The sequence below is a fragment of the Streptomyces reniochalinae genome, assembly GCF_003323735.1.
GTDB classification, from domain to species: Bacteria; Actinomycetota; Actinomycetes; order Streptomycetales; family Streptomycetaceae; genus Streptomyces; species Streptomyces reniochalinae.
This window is the reverse complement of the sequence record NZ_QOIM01000026.1, coordinates 85,934-102,811: the sequence shown is the minus strand read 5'-3', so window position 1 is coordinate 102,811 and position 16,878 is coordinate 85,934. Positions and strand designations below refer to the sequence as shown.

Sequence of the window (16,878 nt, the reverse complement as noted above, 5' to 3'; positions counted from 1 at the left end):
AGGCTGAAAGGGCTCTCTTCTCACGTGCCTCACGTTCGCTGACCCTGGGAGAGAGGGAAAGCGCGCGGGCAGTGCCGAGGGGGAGCTGCGATGTCCGGACCGCTCTATGTTCCTGTCCTGCCGGCTCGGCCGCACGCGGTCGCGGCCTATCGACGTCTGCGACCGGACGTCAGGGCCGCTCTCATGCCGCTGTGGAATCTTCCGCCCCTGCCCGCCGTCGGGTCGGCACGGTTGGAGGCCGCGGTGCGGAAGTTCGTCGCCCCGGTGAGTGGCGTCCATCGTCATCATGACGGCTGGATCGACGCTCCCTTCGCCGAGGACGCGCAGATTTCCGGGCTCGCCGACGCACTGTCTGCCTACAGCGAGTTGGGCCGGCTGCGTCCCGTCACGGGGCCGGAACGGACCGAGGCGCAGCAGACAGCGGCCGTGGAGGTGGCCCGCCGCTGTGGCTGCGGTGTCGGCGTCCGCGTACGCGTCGCGACGGAGTGGGACGGCGGCACCGCTGAAGCTGTTCGGATGCTCCTGGCTCGGGCCTGTTCCACTGTGCCCGTCGATCTGATGCTGGACATGAGCAGCGTCCTCGGAGACCGGCCCGGGGCGGGCAAGGAGGCCCTGCGTGCCCTTGACGCGCTGTTTGCCCTGGCACCGTGGCGGACCGCCGCCGTGCTGGGCGGGGGATTCCCTCGCGTCACGGGCGACATGCTGGAACAGGGCTTGCGCGAAGAGCCTCGCACCGACTGGCACATGTGGAGCGAGATACGGGCGAGCGGTCGTACCTACTTGCCGTCGCTCGGGTACGGCGACTACGGGGTGCAGCCCGTCGGCGCCCTCGCCCAGGTGCCGCAGCCGGACAGAAAAGGAGGCCCGCCTTGGGGCTTTCTCCGCTACACCACCGGGAACGCGTTCCTTCTCTGCAAGGTTTTGACCCGCGGAACCGAGCGGATCGCGGTCAACCGGAGGGCGGCCCGGCAGATTCTCGGTCTGCCCGAGTTCCGGGAAGCGACCGGTGGGGCCGGAGAGCATTGGCTGCGCGCTTGCGCGGACGGGCCCGCGACGTCCGGGCGGGGCACGGGCGGGCCGACGGAATGGCTCTGGGTTGGCAACGTCCAGCACATGACGTACGTCGTCCGGTGCCTGTCAGGTAGCTGAGTCAGGAAGCACAGGACGTCGAACGGGACCGCTGGTCCACCAGGTGTCGGTGACGGTGGTAGTGACGGGTGGTCAGTACTGTGATTGTTGCTCCTGCGGAGGCCCGCGGACACGAACGTCGACGACCCGCCGCTTCCGTCGGGGCCCTGCACAGCGCGGACACGGGCGCCTACCAGCGTGAAGGGCTGGGCAGCGAGCATGCAGACGTTTCTCCCTCACCCGGAGTTCGCCGCCAGCGCGGCCGTGCTCGACATGCGCAGGCTGGGCAAGCAGCGGGTGGAGACGCTCCAGGTGCTGCGCGGTCTGACCGTGCCGGGCTACGGCTGGCGGAACCACCCCGCCGTACGGATGTGGGCCGGCTACGAGGAGGCTCTGGTCCGGTATGGCCTCGAGATGTGCCACGTCTGGACCGACAGCGGCAGGGCGGACACTTGTGCGGGAACCATGATGCGGGACTTCGCCGCGCTCGAGGACTTCGCTGACCCGCCCCGCGGTTACGCGGAACTCGCGGCAGCCGACGAGTTGCCCAACTGGCTGGGCGACTCCGCCTTCCACCGCAGCCACCAGTCAGCGCTGGTCACCAAAGATCCCTCCTTTTATCGCACGCACTTTCCGGACGTTCCCGAAGGTCTTCCCTATGTCTGGCCGGCATCGGACCGCAGGCGACGGGTGACGGATGTGTGACGGCTGGCCGGTTCCGCCACCGGCACCGTGACAGGAGCCGGGGCCGGCCGTGGGCGATTGCGCGGGCCCTCGACCATGCCCTGCCGTCGGTCGAACGTGCTGCCGTGCGCGTCCTCACCGTCCACTTTTTCGTCCGGATAAACACGGCTTGGGGCGGGATCACTGCATCGGAGTAACTCCATCGAGGTCGTGGGACGAGCTGGGTGGGCCGGACGTTAACTGGTTCTCGGGAGCTGAGCGGATTTCCCGATGTTCACCCCTTCCGTTCTTCCTCGGTTGCCGCCGCGTACGCCGATCACCACCGTCGCGAAGGAGTTACGGATGCCCGATCCTGGGTCTTCCCCTCAGCAGTCGAGTACGCCTGCGGCTGCGGCCCGGGCCGCAGCCGCACCTGCTGACGAGGCCGAATCCGGGGAAGACGCGCTGCTCACCCTGCCAGGGCCCCCCTCCTTCCCCTCACCCTTCCCCGCCGTGCGGGAGACCGCCCAGGAGATACCCGGGTCCGCGCCTGTGACCGAGTCCGCACCCGCGCACCGGGCCGTGCCCGAGTCCGCACCCGTGCCCGTGCCCGCGCCCGGGCGCGATGACGGCACGGGTGGTGAGACGACGGCACGGGGAGGTGAGCCGAACTCCCGGTGCACGGAGGAGGACGCTGCCGCCGCGAGGCACGCCAGGCAGGCGAGCTCGGTCCTGGAGCGGATCCTGTGCGGCCCCAGCGGTCCGGGTACGTCGAGCCTGCGTCCCGGCAGGCGGGAAGTCTCCCCGGCGTGCGGGGTCTCCGAGGGCTCGTCGGTGTTCGGGGCGTCCGACCCGCCGGCACAGGGTGAGCCGGTCCCCGGCCTCTACTACCACCCCGTTCCTGAGCCCGACGCGGCACGGGTGGGGGAGGTCAGCCGCAGGATCAAGAGGTGGGCGGTGGACGAGGTCCAGGCCTACCCGCCGGAGTGGGAGGAGGAGTTCGACGGCTTCTCCGTCGGCCGCTACATGGTCGCCTGCCATCCGGACGCTCCCACCATCGAACACCTGATGGTCGCCACGCGGCTGATGGTCGCGGAGAACGCGGTCGACGACTGCTACTGCGAGGACCACGGCGGCTCGCCCATCGGCCTCGGCAGCCGCCTCCTGCTCGCGCACACGGCTCTCGACCCGCTGCACACGACGGGGGAGTACGAGGCGGAGTGGGTGGAGTCGCTCCAGTCGGACGCTCCCCGGCGCGCCTACCGCTCCGCGATGGAGTACTTCGTGCGGAAGGCGTCCCCCTCCCAGGCCGACAGGTACCGGCACGACATGTCCCGTCTGCACCTGGGGTACCTCGCGGAGGCCGCCTGGGCACAGGCGGAACACGTGCCCGAGGTGTGGGAGTACCTGGCGATGCGCCAGTTCAACAACTTCCGCCCGTGCCCCACGATCACCGACACCGTCGGCGGCTACGAGCTCCCGGCCGACCTGCACGCCAGGCCCGCTGTGCAGCGGGTCATCGCGCTCGCCGGCAACGCCACCACCCTCGTCAACGACCTCTACTCGTACACCAAGGAACTCAAGAGCCCGGGCACGCACCTGAATCTGCCCGTCGTGATCGCCGAGCGGGAGGGCCTCTCCGAAAAGGACGCCTATCTCAAGGCGGTCGAGGTCCACAACGACCTCATGCACACCTTCGAAGCCGAGGCCGCCGCCCTGGCCGCCGCCTGTCCCGTCCCGAGCGTGCTGCGCTTCCTGCGGGGCGTGGCCGCATGGGTCGACGGCAACCACTACTGGCACCAGACGAACACCTACCGGTACAGCCTGCCCGATTTTTGGTAAGGACGGACCTTTTCGTGACCAGCACCGAGCTCACCACCGCACAGGGCGCCCACGCCTTCGTGCCCTCCCCGGCGTCGCCCTACCAGGGTGACATCGCCCGCTACTGGGACCAGGAGGCCAGGCCCGTGAACCTGCGCCTGGGCGAGGTCGACGGGCTGTACCACCACCATTACGGCATCGGCGACGTCGACCACGCCGCCCTCGGAGACGCCGGCGACAGCGGGTACGAGCAGCGGCTGATCGCCGAGCTGCACCGTCTGGAGTCGGCGCAGACCGAGGTCCTCCTGGACCACCTCGGCCGCGTCGGGCGCGACGACATGCTCGTGGACGCCGGCTGCGGCCGGGGCGGTTCGATGGTCCTGGCCCATCAGCGCTTCGGGTGCGAGGTCCGTGGCGTCACGCTGTCGGCCAAGCAGGCCGACTTCGCCAACCAGCGCGCCATAGAACTCGGCATCGAGGACCATGTGCAAGCCCGCGTGTGCAACATGCTGGAGACGCCCTTCGATTCGGGGCAGGCCGCGGCCTCGTGGAACAACGAGTCGAGCATGTACGTCGACCTGCACGACCTCTTCGCCGAGCACGCCCGCATCCTCGCGGCCGGCGGCCGTTATGTGACCATCACCGGCTGCTGGAACCCGCGTTACGGCCAGCCCTCGAAGTGGGTCTCGCAGATCAACGCGCACTTCGAGTGCAACATCCATTCCCGCCGCGAGTATCTGCGCGCCATGGCCGACAACCGTCTCGTGCCGCAGGCAGTCATCGACCTGACCGGCGCGACCTTGCCGTACTGGGAGCTGCGAGCCACGTCCTCCCTCGTCACCGGCATCGAGGAGGCGTTCATCAACTCTTACAAGGACGGTTCTTTCCAGTATCTCCTGATCGCTGCCGACCGCGTCTGATCCACGGTTGACCGAAGGTCCCGGGCCCGTCATCCATCCGACGGGCCCGGGGCTTCCGGAGTGCCGGGGCTTCCGGGGCGACGGCGCTTTCGGGCCCCTGGCCGCGTCGCTCGCACGTGTGGTCGTGACCGGGGCCGTTCGCCGCTGACTCACCGCACCGCACGAGCCGACTCGCTCACCCCACCGCGGGAGCCGATCCGATGTCCACCACTCGCGCCCACGCCGGCGGCGTGTCGGGCACGTGGTCGGGGTCGTCCTCGTCCCAGGACCGGTTTCCGTACCCGCGGGGGAAGAGGCCCACCACCGTCCGGCAGGGCGGCCGTGTGTCGGGCCAGGGTGTCTGCCCATCGGTCAGGATGACCAGGACGTCCGGTCGGGGCCGCGCGCGGAGGGCCTGGGTGAACCCCGTGCGCAGGTCGGTACCTCCACCGCCGAGCAGCGGTATGCCCTCGGCGTGGCAGAGCGGATGCACGACCCGGGCCGCTGCGTCGCACGGCAGTACGGAGACCAGGTCCCGACGTCCGCCGAGGGCCCGGGAGATCGCCGCCACTTCGAGCAGCGCGCTGCCCAGTTCGGTGTCGTCGACGGAACCGGAGGTGTCGATGACCACGGAGACCCGGGGCGGCCTGCGCCGGAGGCTGGGGAGGACGACGCCGGGCACGCCGGCCGAGCGTCGCGACGGTCGGCCGTAAGTGTAGTCCTCGCTCGCGCCGGAGCCGGGAGCAGCGGAGCGGACCGCCGCTCCCAGCAATTCCCGCCACGGCTGCGGCGGATGGACCACTTCCTGAGCCCATCGCCGCCAGCCCTTGGAGGTCCTGCCGGGGCGCGCGGTGATGCCCCGCGCCACGCGGAACCTGACCGCTTCGCGTTCCTGTTCGGAGAGGCCGTGCGCACCGCCGGGTCCCAGGTCCCATTCCCGTTCCTGCCCGTCGGCGCCGCTGCCACAGTCCAGCCAGGCCATGCTCTGCGTACGCGGCCCGAGCCGGAACTGGCGCAGGTAGTCCTCCATGAGTTCCCCGTCGGGCAGCCCCAGCGCCCCTGGCCCGACGGCGCCTTCCGGCCGGGCCAACCCGTCGCCGAAGGCGTCGTCGTTGATCTCGCAGTCGGCCGCGATGTTCATGCGCAGGTGCTCCGCGGGACCGGTCGCCCCGTGCTCCCGTGCGTACCGGTCACTGCGCCCGTGGTGATCGCGCAGCAGGTGGGAAACCTCGTGCACCCACACTCCGGCCAGTTCCTCCACCGGCGTCCGGTCCACGAACGCCGGTGACGCGTAGCAGCGCCAGTGCCGGTCGACGGCCATCGTCGGTGCCTGCCGGGACTCCACGGTGTGCAGGGCGAACAACGCGGTGGCCAGGTACGGCCGGCTCCGTGCGGCGTGCAGCCGGGCGGCGAAGAGCTTGTCGAGGTCCAGCGCCTCCGGCGCGGCGGCGGTCATCGCCCCGGCCTCGCGGTGACACCGGCAGCCCGTTGGGCTGCTCGCTCCGCCGCGTGGTCCGCGCGCTGGGAGAGGGTGACCGCTCCGGCGAGCCGGCCGATGGATTCCGGCACGTCCCAGTCGTCGCGGCGCAGTGCGGCCAGTGTGTTCGCGGGGACGACCACCAGGTCCGGGGCGCCCGTCTCCACGGCCCGGACGAGCAGGGTCCACGCCGCGTCCCAGCGGGACTTGTCGGGGCGGTTGCGCACGGCCTGCACCACGCCGTCGAGCACGGCCTGGCGCAGATCTCCCCGCTCGGGCAGGAGCGCTCCGGACGGGTCGGCGAGCAGCGTCTCCGGGTTCGGGAGGTCCATCCGGTCCAGGCTCGCCATCAGCTCCAGCCCCGGGCCGTCCCCCACCGCGCCCCTGACCAGCAAGGAGAGCACCTCCCTCGAGGAGCCGGCGGCGGTGGCGAAGGCGACCATGCGCACGGCCGTCTCCCAACTGCGCGGGGAGGGCCAGGCGCCGCCCCGGCGGGTCTCGTTGCCGGGCAGCCGGTGCACCAGGCCGGGGCGGGCGGACAGGAGCCCGCACACCGCGCGGCGAGCGAAGTCGACGGCCTCGGGCAGCTTCTCCGGGTCGAGCCGCGGCAGTGTCGCCCGGGGCCACGTTCCGCCGAGTCCGCGTACCACGGTCTCGGGGTCGTGGACCCAGTGGAGGTGGACGAACCGGTTGGCCAGTGGGGCGCTCAGCTCCCACCCGTCGGCCGCCGAGGAGCGCGGATTCGCGGCAGCGACGATCCGGACCCCGGGCGGCAACCGCAGGGCGCCGATCCTCCGTTCGAGTACGAGGCGCAGCAGGGCGGCCTGGACGGCCGGCGGCGCGGTGGACAGCTCGTCCAGGAACAGCAGCCCGCGGCCGGCCCGTACCAGCCGCACGGCCCAGTCCGGCGGCGCCATCGGAATGCCCTCCTCCGCCGGGTCTGCTCCGACGACGGGCAGTCCGGAGAAGTCGGATGGTTCGTGCACACTGGCGATCACCGTGGTCAGGGGGAGGTCGAGGGCCCTGGCGAGCTGGGTCAGGGACGCGGTCTTGCCGATCCCCGGCTCGCCCCACAGCAGGACGGGCAGATCGGCGGCCACGGCCAGCGTCAGGGCTTCCAGCTGCGTGTCGGGGCGCGGTTCGGTCGTACGGTCGCGCAGCAGAGTCAGCAGCTCGCCCGCGACGTCGAGTTGGGAGGCGCCGGCCGGGTGGGAGGGGGCGAGGGCAGCGTCGGACGGAGTGCATGTGGGCAAAGAGATCACCTTCGGTGTCGTCGGGAGGCTGGTGGATGCCGGGCGGAGGCGCCGACCAGATGGAGGGAGCGGGCGAACGTTCCGGCGAGAGGCGCCCTCGGGGGCGGGCGTGCGGGCAAGGGAGAAGCGAGGCGGGAGCGGGCGGGGCTCGGGTCAGTAGAAGGTCGCGTCGCGGGGGTGCGAGCGGTGGTCGGGCGAGCGGCGACGCTTCGGGTGGTCGCGGCGGGGACCGGCTCCGACCAGGCCCTCCCTGAACAGTTTGTGGGTGATGCGCCGCTGCGCGGCCGCCTCCAGCTCGTCCCGCAGGGCGCCGCTCCGCAACACCGCCTCGGGACCCAGCAGGCTCTCGACGGCGGCCAGCGCACCGGCGTTGTCGCCATGGTCGAGCCGTTCGCGGACGCCGGCGAGACACTCGGGCTTGAGGTGGGCCCGGTCGATGGCCTGGAGGCAGGGGAGGGGCGTTCCGCTCAGTGCGGCCAGCAACTCCTCACGCCGGATCTCGGACGGATCGTGGTCCAGCGGGGTCAGTACCCCGTCGACGAGGCCGATCCGGTGCTGTGCGCCCCGGCACTCCACGACCTGGGACCCATCCGGCTGCTCCGTGGCCACGGGCGAGCCTGTCGGCGAGCGATCGGGTACCAGCGCCGAGGCGACCAGTGGGTGCAACCGGCCGGCTTCGACGAGGCCGGCACGGAGCAGCGCGAGGTCGGGCAGTGTCCAGGTGGCGGCCTCGGGCAGGACCGGCAGGGACGAGACGCTGCCGTCCGTTGCCGTGGCGCTGCGCAACCTCGCGGGGCGTCCGGTTCCGTCGTCGTCCGGGCGGAGGTTCAGGACCAGGCGGCGCCGCGCCCCGAGCCGTACGGTGACGGCGCCTGCGGGCCGTCCCTCGCCACGCAGAAGGATGTCCGCCTCGGCCGCCCAGCGGTCGACCGGGCAGTGGTGTCTCCACGGCCCCACCCCGGGAAGCTCCGGGCCACTGTCGCAGCCGCGGTCGGTGGGTGGCCGGTCGGCTCCTGACCGGGTCGGCAGAGCGTCGGTGCTTCGTACGTCCCACAGGTGACGGTGCAGATCGAGGCGGAAGCGCCGGTGGGGCCCAGGGTGCGGATGGTGGCGGATACCCGCCGGCGCGTCGGGGCCGGACCGGGAACCGTCCCACAGGGCGATGCTGAAGCGCTGGCCGGCGTCGGCCCAGGCCGGCGGGGTCCGCGCCACCAGGTGCACGGGGCCCGCGCCGTCGGGGCCTGCGGCGTCGTAACGGGCCAGCGTGAGCGTCAGTCCCGGCCGTAGCAGCCCGTCGGGAGCGATCCTCGGCATGTGCCAGCGCAACAGGTCGGGCGCCAGGTGACGCAGGTCGTTCCTGAGGCGGGCGGCGAGTTCCCCGCCCCGGATACGGGCCACGGAACGCAGGTCGAGGTCGACGTCGATGTGCGCGGCGGCGCACGCCCCCGCCCAGTCCCCGGACAGGCGGCGGGCGGTAGCGGTAACGATCATGGAGGGCGGCACGGCGAACTCGCGCACGCGCAGCCAGAAGGAAAGCCGGGAGTCCCGCTCCGCGGTATGAGCGCCCATCAGCACTCACCTTGCGCGGACAGGACCTCCAATCCCTCAGAAGAATGCGAAGTCATCGCCGAGACCGTACCGCCCGTCTCCGCGGCGCGCCACGCGTTTTCCGCCCCCGCGGAACCTGCTCCAGGCCGGTGACGAGACCGGCGCGTCCCGGACGGTCAGAGTGAGGTCCCGCCGGTGATCCAGTCGTAGGTCTCCTGGGCGTCGAACGCGCGCTGTCCGCCCGCGAACAGCAGACCCGCCTTCGCGAAGGCCGGGTCTTCCGCCGTCGCGGGGACGTAGGGAATGGCGACGCACCGCATACCGGCACGGTGTGCCGCCTCAGCGCCGGGCGTGGCATCCTCCAGGACCACGCAGTCGGCCGGCTCGGCGTCCAGCCTGCGCGCGGCCTCCAGGAAAACGTCCGGCTCCGGCTTGCCGTGCGCCACCTCCTCGGCCGAGACGCGCAGCGGCAGCAGGGCATCGAGGCTCGTCGCACCGAGGACGGCGTCGATGGCGGCGCGCGACGACCCGGAGGCGACAATCAGCGGAACGCCGGCGGAGTGCAGGCGCTCGACCAGTTTCCGCATCTCCGGGAACACCTCCGTGCCCGAGTGCGCCAGTTGCAGGTAGAGGCGGTTCTTCTCCGCCAGCAGCTCGTCCACCGGAGTCGTCAGCCCGTGCACGCGGCGCAGGGTCTCCAGGGTCTCCCGGGTGCCGATCCCGATGAACCGTGAGTGCTCCTCCCAGGAGAAGTGGGGCACGCCGTGCGCGGCCAGGAGTTGCCTGCCCGCCTCGTAGTAGTGCGGCTCACTGTCGACGAGTGTGCCGTCGAGGTCGAAGACGACCGCCGGGCGGGCGGAGGGACTGCTCATGCGCTCCAGCATGCCAAACCCTGGGCAAGGCGGTCGGGCCCGGCCTCGGCGCAGCCCTGTCGAGGCAAGCCCGGGGGGGGTGCGGCCCCCAGCGCGTCACCCCTTGAACGCCTCAACCCGTCAGTGCCTCAGCACTCCAGCGCGTCAGCCCTTCACACTCCCGGACTCAGCCCGAGGCGGGCGGCTCGAACACAGCTGGCGCGGAAGCAGCAGGGTCCTCCATGTGGTGACCCGCCGCGGCCAGTCCCTCCGACACGGCCTCGGTGAAGGCGGCGATGGTCTCGTTGTGGCGGCTCGGGACCCAGACGACCGACGTGAGCCAGGCCAGCGGCGCCCCCTCCAACCGCCGCCAGACCAACCCGTCGGGCAGGGGCGTGCCGGGGGGCTCGTTCAGATGGACACCCCGCCCGGCCAGCACGAGCCCCTGGACGAAGTTCGGGTTGCGGGCGTGGCGGATGGAACCGGGGAGGAACCCTTCGTCGCGGCAGATGGTGAGCATGTGGTCGTAGAGCCGGGGTGCCATCGCGCGGGGGAAGATGACCAGCGGTGCGCCGTCGAGGTCCCGCATGCGCACCGCGCGGGAAGCGGTGCCCGTGCCGGCTGCCAGCGGGTGGTCCGCCGGCAGGACGACACCCAGCTCACGCCGCGCCACCGGGCCGGATTCCAGACCTATCGTGTCCGAGGGGTGGCGGACCACGCCCGCGTCCAACTCCCCCTCTCGCAGCCGGGAAAGCTGCTCGTCCGTGGTCAGCTCGTGCAGGTCGATCAGGACGTCCGGCACCCGGCGGGTGAGGCCCGCGGTCAGCGTCGGCAACACCACGGGCGTGGTGTCGGGCGGTACGCCCACCCGCAGGACCCCCGCCTCCCCGGGCCGGATCCGGCGCATCGCCTCACGGGCGCTGTCCACCCCGACCAGTACCGGCCTGACGTACTCCAGCAGCAGCGCACCCGCCTCGGTGAGCTGGACGCGGTGCCGGGTGCGGTCGAACAGTCGTACCCCCATCTCGCGCTCCAGGTCGCGGATGCGCTGCGACAGCGGCGGCTGGGCCATGTGCAGCCGGTCCGCGGCTCTGCCGAAGTGCAGTTCCTCGGCCAGCACGGCGAAATAGCGCAGGTGACGGAGTTCCATGGCCGGACCATATCGCTGCGATATCACCGAGGGTCCGCATTGGTGTTGGCCGGGGCCCGACCCGCGCTGCTTGCATGACTGCTCACGGGACGCCCGTTCACGGGCGATGCGCCCCCATCCCCGATTCACCGTGCGCTGCGGCGCGTCCGTCGCCGCGTGGGCACACCCGGAGAAAGGCACCTTCTTCCATGACCGAGACGAGCAGCACCGTCATCGTCGACGAGCACCCGGTACAGGGCGCGTCCACCCAGACCTTCGTCGCGGAAGTGACGCTCAACCGCCCGGAGAAGCTCAACGCATGGACCGGCCCGATGCGCGAGGAGCTGATCGCGGCGCTCGAGACGCTGGGCGCCGACGAGAAGTGCCGCGCGGTGGTCCTCACCGGCGCGGGCCGGGCCTTCTGCGCCGGCCAGGATCTCGCGGAGACGGCCGCCATCGACCCGGACGACCACGCCGCGGCCGCAGCGTGGATCGACGACTTCGGCCGCCTCTTCCGCGTGCTGCGAGGGCTGGAGAAGCCCACCGTCGCCGCCGTCAACGGAGTGGCCGCGGGATCGGGGTTCCAGTTCGCGCTCCTGGCCGATCTGCGCATCGGTCACGCCGAGGTGAAGATGGGCCAGCCGGAAGTGCTCTCCGGTATCCCCAGCATCACCGGCATCTGGGCCATGCGGGGCATCCTCGGCCGGGCGAAGACCACGGAGTTCGCGCTCACGGGGCGGCTCGTGGACGGCACCGAGGCCCAGCGGCTCGGACTGCTCAGCCGGCTCGTCGCCGCGGACGAGGTCAGGGCGGAGGCGCTGGCCGAGGCCGCCCGGCTCGCGGAGTTCCCGCCCGGCGCGGTCGCTCTCACCAAGGGCCGGATCCGCGAGCTGGACGACGCGGGGCTCGACGAGGCGATCGCCGCGGCCAAGAAGGTGCACACGGCCGCCTACGCGACGGGCGAGCCGCAGCGCGAGATGGCCCGCTTCCTGGCCGGCCGCCGCCGCTGACCGAACTCGCCGCCCGGCACCGGTTGCCGCACAGGGCGCAGTCATCCCCGAGACCGGTCGCGCTCATCTGTATGAGAGGAACCCCCACCCCCATGAGTACCAGCCTCACCCCGTCCACCGGGGAGGCCACCTACCGCAGGCTCGTCGAGGAACACCGGTGGAGCGTGCCCGCGCGCTACAACATGGCGGCCGACGTCGCCGACCGGCACCCCGGAGACAAGCTCGCGCTGATCTTCGAGGACCACACCGGCCACCGCGAGGAGGTGACCTGGCAGCGGGTCCAGGACCGCTCGCGGCAGATCGCCGCCGAGCTGCACAGGACCGGCGTCCGCAAGGGCGACCGGGTGGCGGTGCTGCTGCCGCAGCGCACCGACACCCCCGCCACCTACCTCGGCGTGCTGCGCACGGGGGCCGTCCTGGTGACGATGTCCCTGCTGTGGGCCGACGAACCGATCCGGTACAGGCTGGCCGACTCGGGCGCCACCGTCCTGGTGACCGAGACCGCCGCGCTGGAGCGTGCCGGCGGTTTCTCCGGCACGGTCGTCAACGTCGACGATCCCGCCATCGGCGCGCTGCCGCGTGAGTTCGACACCGCGGACACAGCGCCCGACGACCCGGCGCTCATCTTCTACACCTCCGGCACCACCGGCGCCGCCAAGGGCATCGTGCACGCCCACCGCACCCTGCTCGGGCACAACGAGTTCCGGTACTGCCACGACCTGCGGCCCGGCGACGTGTTCTACGGTGCCGGAGACTGGGCCTGGTCCATGGCCAAGTTGATGGGGCCGCTGCGTGCGGGCGCCGTCCACCTCGTCCACCGGCCGGCAGGCGGCTTCGACCCGGAGGGGCTGCTGGCGGCGATGTCCCGCAACCGGGTCACGACGGCCCTGGTCAACCCGACCTTCTTGCGTAAGATGATGCAGGCCGTCCCGGACGCGGGCAGTCGCTACCCGCAGGTGCTGCGCGTGGTGTGCTGCTCCAACGAGCCGCTCACCCCGGAACTCATCGAGTGGTTCCGCGCCCAGTTCGGCGTGACCCCGCTGGACTACTACGGCTCCACCGAGTCGTACCCGCTGCTCGGAAACTTCCCCGGCGTTCCGGTCAAGCCGGGCTCGATGGGCCGGCCCCTGCCCGGCTGGGACGTCGCGCTGCTGGACGCGGACGACCGCGAGGTGCCCGTCGGAGAACCCGGCGAGATCTGCCTGCGCGCCGGGTCGAACCCGCAGTACCCGCTGGGGTACTGGAACCGGCCCGAGGCCGCCGCCGAGACGTTCGGCGGCACCTGGTACCGGACCAAGGACCAGGCCGTGATGGACGAGGACGGCTACTTCTGGTTCCTCGGCCGCACCGACGACGTCATCAAGACGTCCGGATACCGCGTCGGACCCTACGAGGTGGAGGCGGTGCTGCGGGACCATCCCGCGGTCGCCGAGGCGGGCGTCGTCGGAGTGCCGGACCCGGTGCGCGGCCAGGCCGTCAAGGCCTGGATCGAGCTGACTCCCGGATACGAGCCGAGCGAGGCGCTCGCACGGGAGATCTCGGACTTCGCCCGCGCCGCGCACTCCCGGTTCGCCTACCCGCGACTGGTCGAGTTCGCCGACGAACTGCCGCGCTCGGCGACCGGAAAGATCCAGCGCGGCGCGCTGCGCGCACGCGACACCAGCCCTGCCGACCCCGACGCCGCGTAGCCGACCAGGAGGACGACGGACATGACGACGGACCGCTGGATTCCGGCACCGCAGGAACCCCCCGCCAAGCAGACGGCCGACCCCGCCGAGGAGAGCGGGGTGCGGCGCAAGGTCACCGCGGCCACCGCCGTCGGCAACTTCGTCGAGTGGTTCGACTCCGGCGCGTACGCGATCATGTCCGCCACCATCGCCGGGCTCTTCTTCCCCCAGTACGACCCGACGGCCGCCCTCCTGGCCACCTGGGCGGTCTTCGCCGGCGGCTTCATCGCCCGCCCGCTGGGTGCCGCCTTCTTCGGCCGCTACGGCGACCGGATCGGCCGCAACCGCATGCTGGCGCTGAGCGTGCTGTGCATGAGCGGCTCGACGTTCCTGATCGGGCTGCTGCCCGGCTACGCCACACTCGGCCTCACCGCGCCCGTACTGCTCTTCCTGCTCCGCGCGGTGCAGGGCTTCTCCACCGGAGGCGAGTACACCGGTGCGGCGGCCTTCATCATGGAGTACGCCCCCGACGGGCGCCGTGCCCGTTACGCCAGCGTCGTCCCGCTCACGGTCGGCCTGGCCTCGGTGGCGGGCGCCATGACGGGCCTGGCCATCACCTCCTCCCTCGACGAGGCGGCGCTGAACAGCTGGGGCTGGCGGGTTCCGTTCCTGCTGGCGGGGCCGCTCGGTCTGATCGGCCTCTACCTGCGCAGCCGGATCCAGGACACCCCGGTCTTCCGGGCGATGGAGAAGCGCGACGCGGTGCACAAGGCGCCGCTGCGGGACGCGTGGCGGGTGTGCCGCAGGCAGGTGCTGACGCTGTTCGGCTACAGCATCACCAACGCGATCGGCTACTACCTGATGAGCAGCTACATGATCGCCTACATGTCGGAGGAGGTCGGCTACAGCAAGGCGGAGGCGATGCTCACCAGCGTGGTGGCGATGCTCGCCTACAGCGCGGCATGCCCGCTGATGGCAGCGGCCAGCGACCGCTTCGGACGCAAACCGATGCTGCTGGTGGCCTGCGGCGGCTTCGCTGTGGCGACTCTCCCGGCCTTCTGGCTGATCGGCACCGGGCTGCCCGGAGCCGTCGTGGGAGCCACGGTTCTGGCCGTCCTCGTCGCGATCATCGGCACCTCCAACGTACCGGCGATGGTCGAGATGTTCCCCGGACAGTTGCGGGCGAGCGGTTCGGCCATCGGATACACCGCCGCGTACGTGCTCTTCGGCGGCACCGCGCCGTTCGTGGCCACGGGCGTGGTCTCGCTCGCCGGGAGCCCACTCGCACCCGGGTTCTATCTGATGATCGTGGCGGCCGTCTCGGCCCTGGTGGTGCTCTTCTCCTTCCGGGAGACCGTGCACCTGCCGCTCACCCGGACGAGCGTGCTGGAGAAGTAGGCGGCTTGCCGCGAGGGTACGAGGGACGGAACGCCGCCCTCGTACCCTCGCGGCCCCGGGCCTGCGTGCTGGTGCCGCCGCCGGGCAGCCGCGCTACGGCAGGACGCGTTGCTCCGTGGCGACGGAGAGGGCGCGGTACGCGTGTCGACGCCGAGTCTGCCGTGGATGCGGCCGTCGCGACGGTGGCCTCGCTGCGGAACACGGCTTGGGCTATGTCGCGGTCGGACAGGCCACGCGCGAGTTGGCCGAAGGATGTCGCGCTCGCGGTCGGTGAGCGCCGGCAAGCTCGACGAGAAGTCCGCACGGGCGGGTGCCGCGGCGCTCACCAACGGGCGCTGACTCGACGGTGCCGCCCGCAGCTTCGTATGCCGGCCGGCCCCGGCCGGGCTCCCTGAGCCGATCGCGGTGCTGCCGCGGACACGTCAGCGGCTCCGTGCGGTGTCCTGGGCGAGCGCGTGCCGTGCCTGGCAGGCTGGGACGATCATGGTCCCGGTCCGGGCCTCGCCGGGGCGGTGGGCTCGGACGGTGGCCGACCGTATGGCGAGGAGTACGACCTTGACGACCGATGAACCGACCGATGGAACGACGGGCGAACCGACCGATGGGACTGGTGGAACGGCTGGTGAACCGACCGGGCTGACCGCCGCCGAGCTGTCTCACCTGCACAGGGCCGTGGAGCTGGCCGCCGAGGCCCTCGCGGCAGGGGACGAGCCCTTCGGCTCGGTGCTGGTCGGCGCCGACGGCCAGTCGCTCGCGGAGGACCGGAACCGTGTGCACAGCCTCGACGACCGCACTCGCCACCCGGAGTTCGCGCTGGCGCGCTGGGCCGTCGACCACCTGACCGCGCGGGACCGGGCGGCCGCCACGGTGTTCACCTCAGGTGAGCACTGCGCGATGTGCTCCGCCGCGCACGGCTGGGCCGGGCTCGGCCGTATCGTCTACGCGCACTCCACCGCTCAGCTCACCGAGTGGCTCGCCGCATGGGACGTTCCCGCTGCTCCCGTCCGCCCGCTGGCGATCGAAGAGGTGCTGCCCGACGTACCGGTGCGCGGTCCTGTCCCGGACCTGGCGGACGAACTCCGCGAGCTGCACCGCCGTTTCCACCGGTGCCGGTCCCAGAGCTGATGTGCCGGGCGGGCCACGCGGATGCGTGGCATCAGTCGGTGTCGAGGCCGTCGATCAGGCGGTTGAGGAACCGGGTGAAGGTCGCGTCGGGCGCGAGGGGGCGGCGGGGGGCCGCAAGGGCCTCGGCGAGTTCCGGGTGGCAGCCGTCGGCCGCGACAGCGGCGAGGTAGCGGCCCTCGGCCGCGGTCCTGTCCGGTGACCGTGAGACCGCGGCCTGCGCGATCTCGTGAGAGACGTGGCCCGTCACGAATGAGGTGATCTGAGCGAAGACCTCCAGCCTCGCCGCGCCGTCCAGCCCGGTGGGCCGCAGGACGGCGAGCACGTGTTCCAGGAAGGCCAGCGTGTTGGGGCCCGGGACACGGTGGGTGAGCAGGGCGGCGGGCAGCCAGGGGTGGCGCAGCATGTGGGCGCGCTGCACGTGGGTCACGGCCTTCAGATCGGCACGCCAGTCTCCGCTGGGCGGGTCCGTGGCCGTGAGCTCGCCGCTGACGTGGTCGACCATCAGCTCGAGCAGTGTGTCCTTGTCGGGGGCGTAGCTGTAGAGCGACATGACGCCCGCGCCGACCTCGGCGGCCACCCGCCGCATGGTGACCACCTCGAGCCCGTGGGTGTCCGCGAGAGCGACGGCGGCTGCGGTGATCGCCGCACGGCTGAAGGAAGGTTTGCGGCCCCTGCGCGGCTCGCCGGGGCGCAACCAGAGCTCTTCGGGATCGACGCCGCCGGCACCGGACCTTCCGTCACGGGACACGGTTCCGCTCTCCTTTCCTGGCTGCCGCGTGCTTCCGGCCGCTGCGCGCTTCCCGCCGCCGAGTGGCTCTGGCTGTCGAGATCTCCGGCTGTCGAGCGACGGCTCTTGCGAAGACCATCCAAGCATCCTCTATTCTCGTACGTAGTACGAGAATAGAGGAG

General features: G+C 71.8%; 13 protein-coding genes and 2 pseudogenes. 8 read left to right on the top strand and 7 right to left on the bottom strand.

What is annotated here, in order from left to right; all coding sequences use genetic code 11:
- Positions 1 to 90 precede the first annotated feature (90 nt).
- From DQ392_RS08195 to DQ392_RS08180, 4 genes and pseudogenes are all read left to right on the top strand, one after another.
- The gene (locus DQ392_RS08195) at positions 91 to 1,149 is read left to right on the top strand and encodes a beta family protein (protein ID WP_114014850.1); all 1,059 of its coding nucleotides are present in this window, start codon (positions 91 to 93) and stop codon (positions 1,147 to 1,149) included.
- 198 nt (positions 1,150 to 1,347) lie between these two features.
- On the top strand, positions 1,348 to 1,833 hold the full coding sequence (locus DQ392_RS08190; protein ID WP_114014849.1) for an MSMEG_6728 family protein: 486 nt from the start codon (positions 1,348 to 1,350) through the stop codon (positions 1,831 to 1,833).
- A gap of 699 nt (positions 1,834 to 2,532) precedes the next feature.
- Positions 2,533 to 3,633: pseudogene (locus tag DQ392_RS08185) on the top strand (family 2 encapsulin nanocompartment cargo protein terpene cyclase); the annotation flags it as partial.
- 14 nt (positions 3,634 to 3,647) lie between these two features.
- On the top strand, positions 3,648 to 4,532 hold the full coding sequence (locus DQ392_RS08180; protein WP_245981262.1) for a geranyl diphosphate 2-C-methyltransferase: 885 nt from the start codon (positions 3,648 to 3,650) through the stop codon (positions 4,530 to 4,532).
- A 175-nt stretch (positions 4,533 to 4,707) separates the two neighbouring features.
- Here the strand turns inward: DQ392_RS08180 and DQ392_RS08175 are convergent, their stop codons facing one another.
- From DQ392_RS08175 to DQ392_RS08155, 5 genes are all read right to left on the bottom strand, one after another.
- Positions 4,708 to 5,967 carry a vWA domain-containing protein gene (locus tag DQ392_RS08175; protein WP_114014846.1) on the bottom strand — a complete coding sequence of 420 codons (1,260 nt, stop codon included), beginning with the start codon at positions 5,965 to 5,967 and terminating at the stop codon, positions 4,708 to 4,710.
- On the bottom strand, positions 5,964 to 7,241 hold the full coding sequence (locus DQ392_RS08170; protein ID WP_114014845.1) for an AAA family ATPase: 1,278 nt from the start codon (positions 7,239 to 7,241) through the stop codon (positions 5,964 to 5,966). The genes DQ392_RS08175 and DQ392_RS08170 overlap by 4 nt, the downstream gene beginning before the upstream one ends.
- Positions 7,242 to 7,394: 153 nt before the next feature.
- Positions 7,395 to 8,810, bottom strand: coding sequence for a hypothetical protein (locus DQ392_RS08165; protein ID WP_114014844.1), 1,416 nt, complete (start codon positions 8,808 to 8,810; stop codon positions 7,395 to 7,397).
- A gap of 155 nt (positions 8,811 to 8,965) precedes the next feature.
- Positions 8,966 to 9,661, bottom strand: coding sequence for an HAD family hydrolase (locus DQ392_RS08160; protein ID WP_245981261.1), 696 nt, complete (start codon positions 9,659 to 9,661; stop codon positions 8,966 to 8,968).
- Positions 9,662 to 9,827: 166 nt separating this feature from the next.
- Positions 9,828 to 10,790 (bottom strand): LysR family transcriptional regulator, encoded by a 963-nt coding sequence (locus DQ392_RS08155; protein ID WP_114014842.1) that lies wholly within the window; start codon positions 10,788 to 10,790, stop codon positions 9,828 to 9,830.
- Between the two features lie 188 nt (positions 10,791 to 10,978).
- Between DQ392_RS08155 and DQ392_RS08150 the strand changes: the two genes are divergently transcribed.
- The 3 genes from DQ392_RS08150 to DQ392_RS08140 all read left to right on the top strand — a co-directional run bounded on the left by DQ392_RS08150 (position 10,979) and on the right by DQ392_RS08140 (position 14,844).
- The gene (locus DQ392_RS08150) at positions 10,979 to 11,779 is read left to right on the top strand and encodes an enoyl-CoA hydratase/isomerase family protein (protein WP_114014841.1); all 801 of its coding nucleotides are present in this window, start codon (positions 10,979 to 10,981) and stop codon (positions 11,777 to 11,779) included.
- Between the two features lie 92 nt (positions 11,780 to 11,871).
- The gene (locus DQ392_RS08145; protein WP_114014840.1) at positions 11,872 to 13,467 is read left to right on the top strand and encodes an acetate--CoA ligase; all 1,596 of its coding nucleotides are present in this window, start codon (positions 11,872 to 11,874) and stop codon (positions 13,465 to 13,467) included.
- Positions 13,468 to 13,488: 21 nt separating this feature from the next.
- Positions 13,489 to 14,844, top strand: a complete 1,356-nt coding sequence (locus DQ392_RS08140; RefSeq protein WP_114014839.1) for an MFS transporter — start codon at positions 13,489 to 13,491, stop codon at positions 14,842 to 14,844.
- 93 nt (positions 14,845 to 14,937) lie between these two features.
- Here DQ392_RS08140 and DQ392_RS36150 read toward each other — a convergent pair.
- Positions 14,938 to 15,125: pseudogene (locus tag DQ392_RS36150) on the bottom strand (response regulator transcription factor); the annotation flags it as partial.
- 355 nt (positions 15,126 to 15,480) lie between these two features.
- On the opposite strand from DQ392_RS36150, the gene DQ392_RS08135 reads away from it, so the two are divergent.
- Positions 15,481 to 15,969, top strand: a complete 489-nt coding sequence (locus DQ392_RS08135; RefSeq protein ID WP_245981277.1) for a nucleoside deaminase — start codon at positions 15,481 to 15,483, stop codon at positions 15,967 to 15,969.
- A 31-nt stretch (positions 15,970 to 16,000) separates the two neighbouring features.
- On the opposite strand, the gene DQ392_RS08130 is transcribed toward DQ392_RS08135, so the two are convergent.
- Positions 16,001 to 16,717 (bottom strand): TetR/AcrR family transcriptional regulator C-terminal domain-containing protein, encoded by a 717-nt coding sequence (locus tag DQ392_RS08130; protein ID WP_114014837.1) that lies wholly within the window; start codon positions 16,715 to 16,717, stop codon positions 16,001 to 16,003.
- Positions 16,718 to 16,878 lie beyond the last annotated feature (161 nt).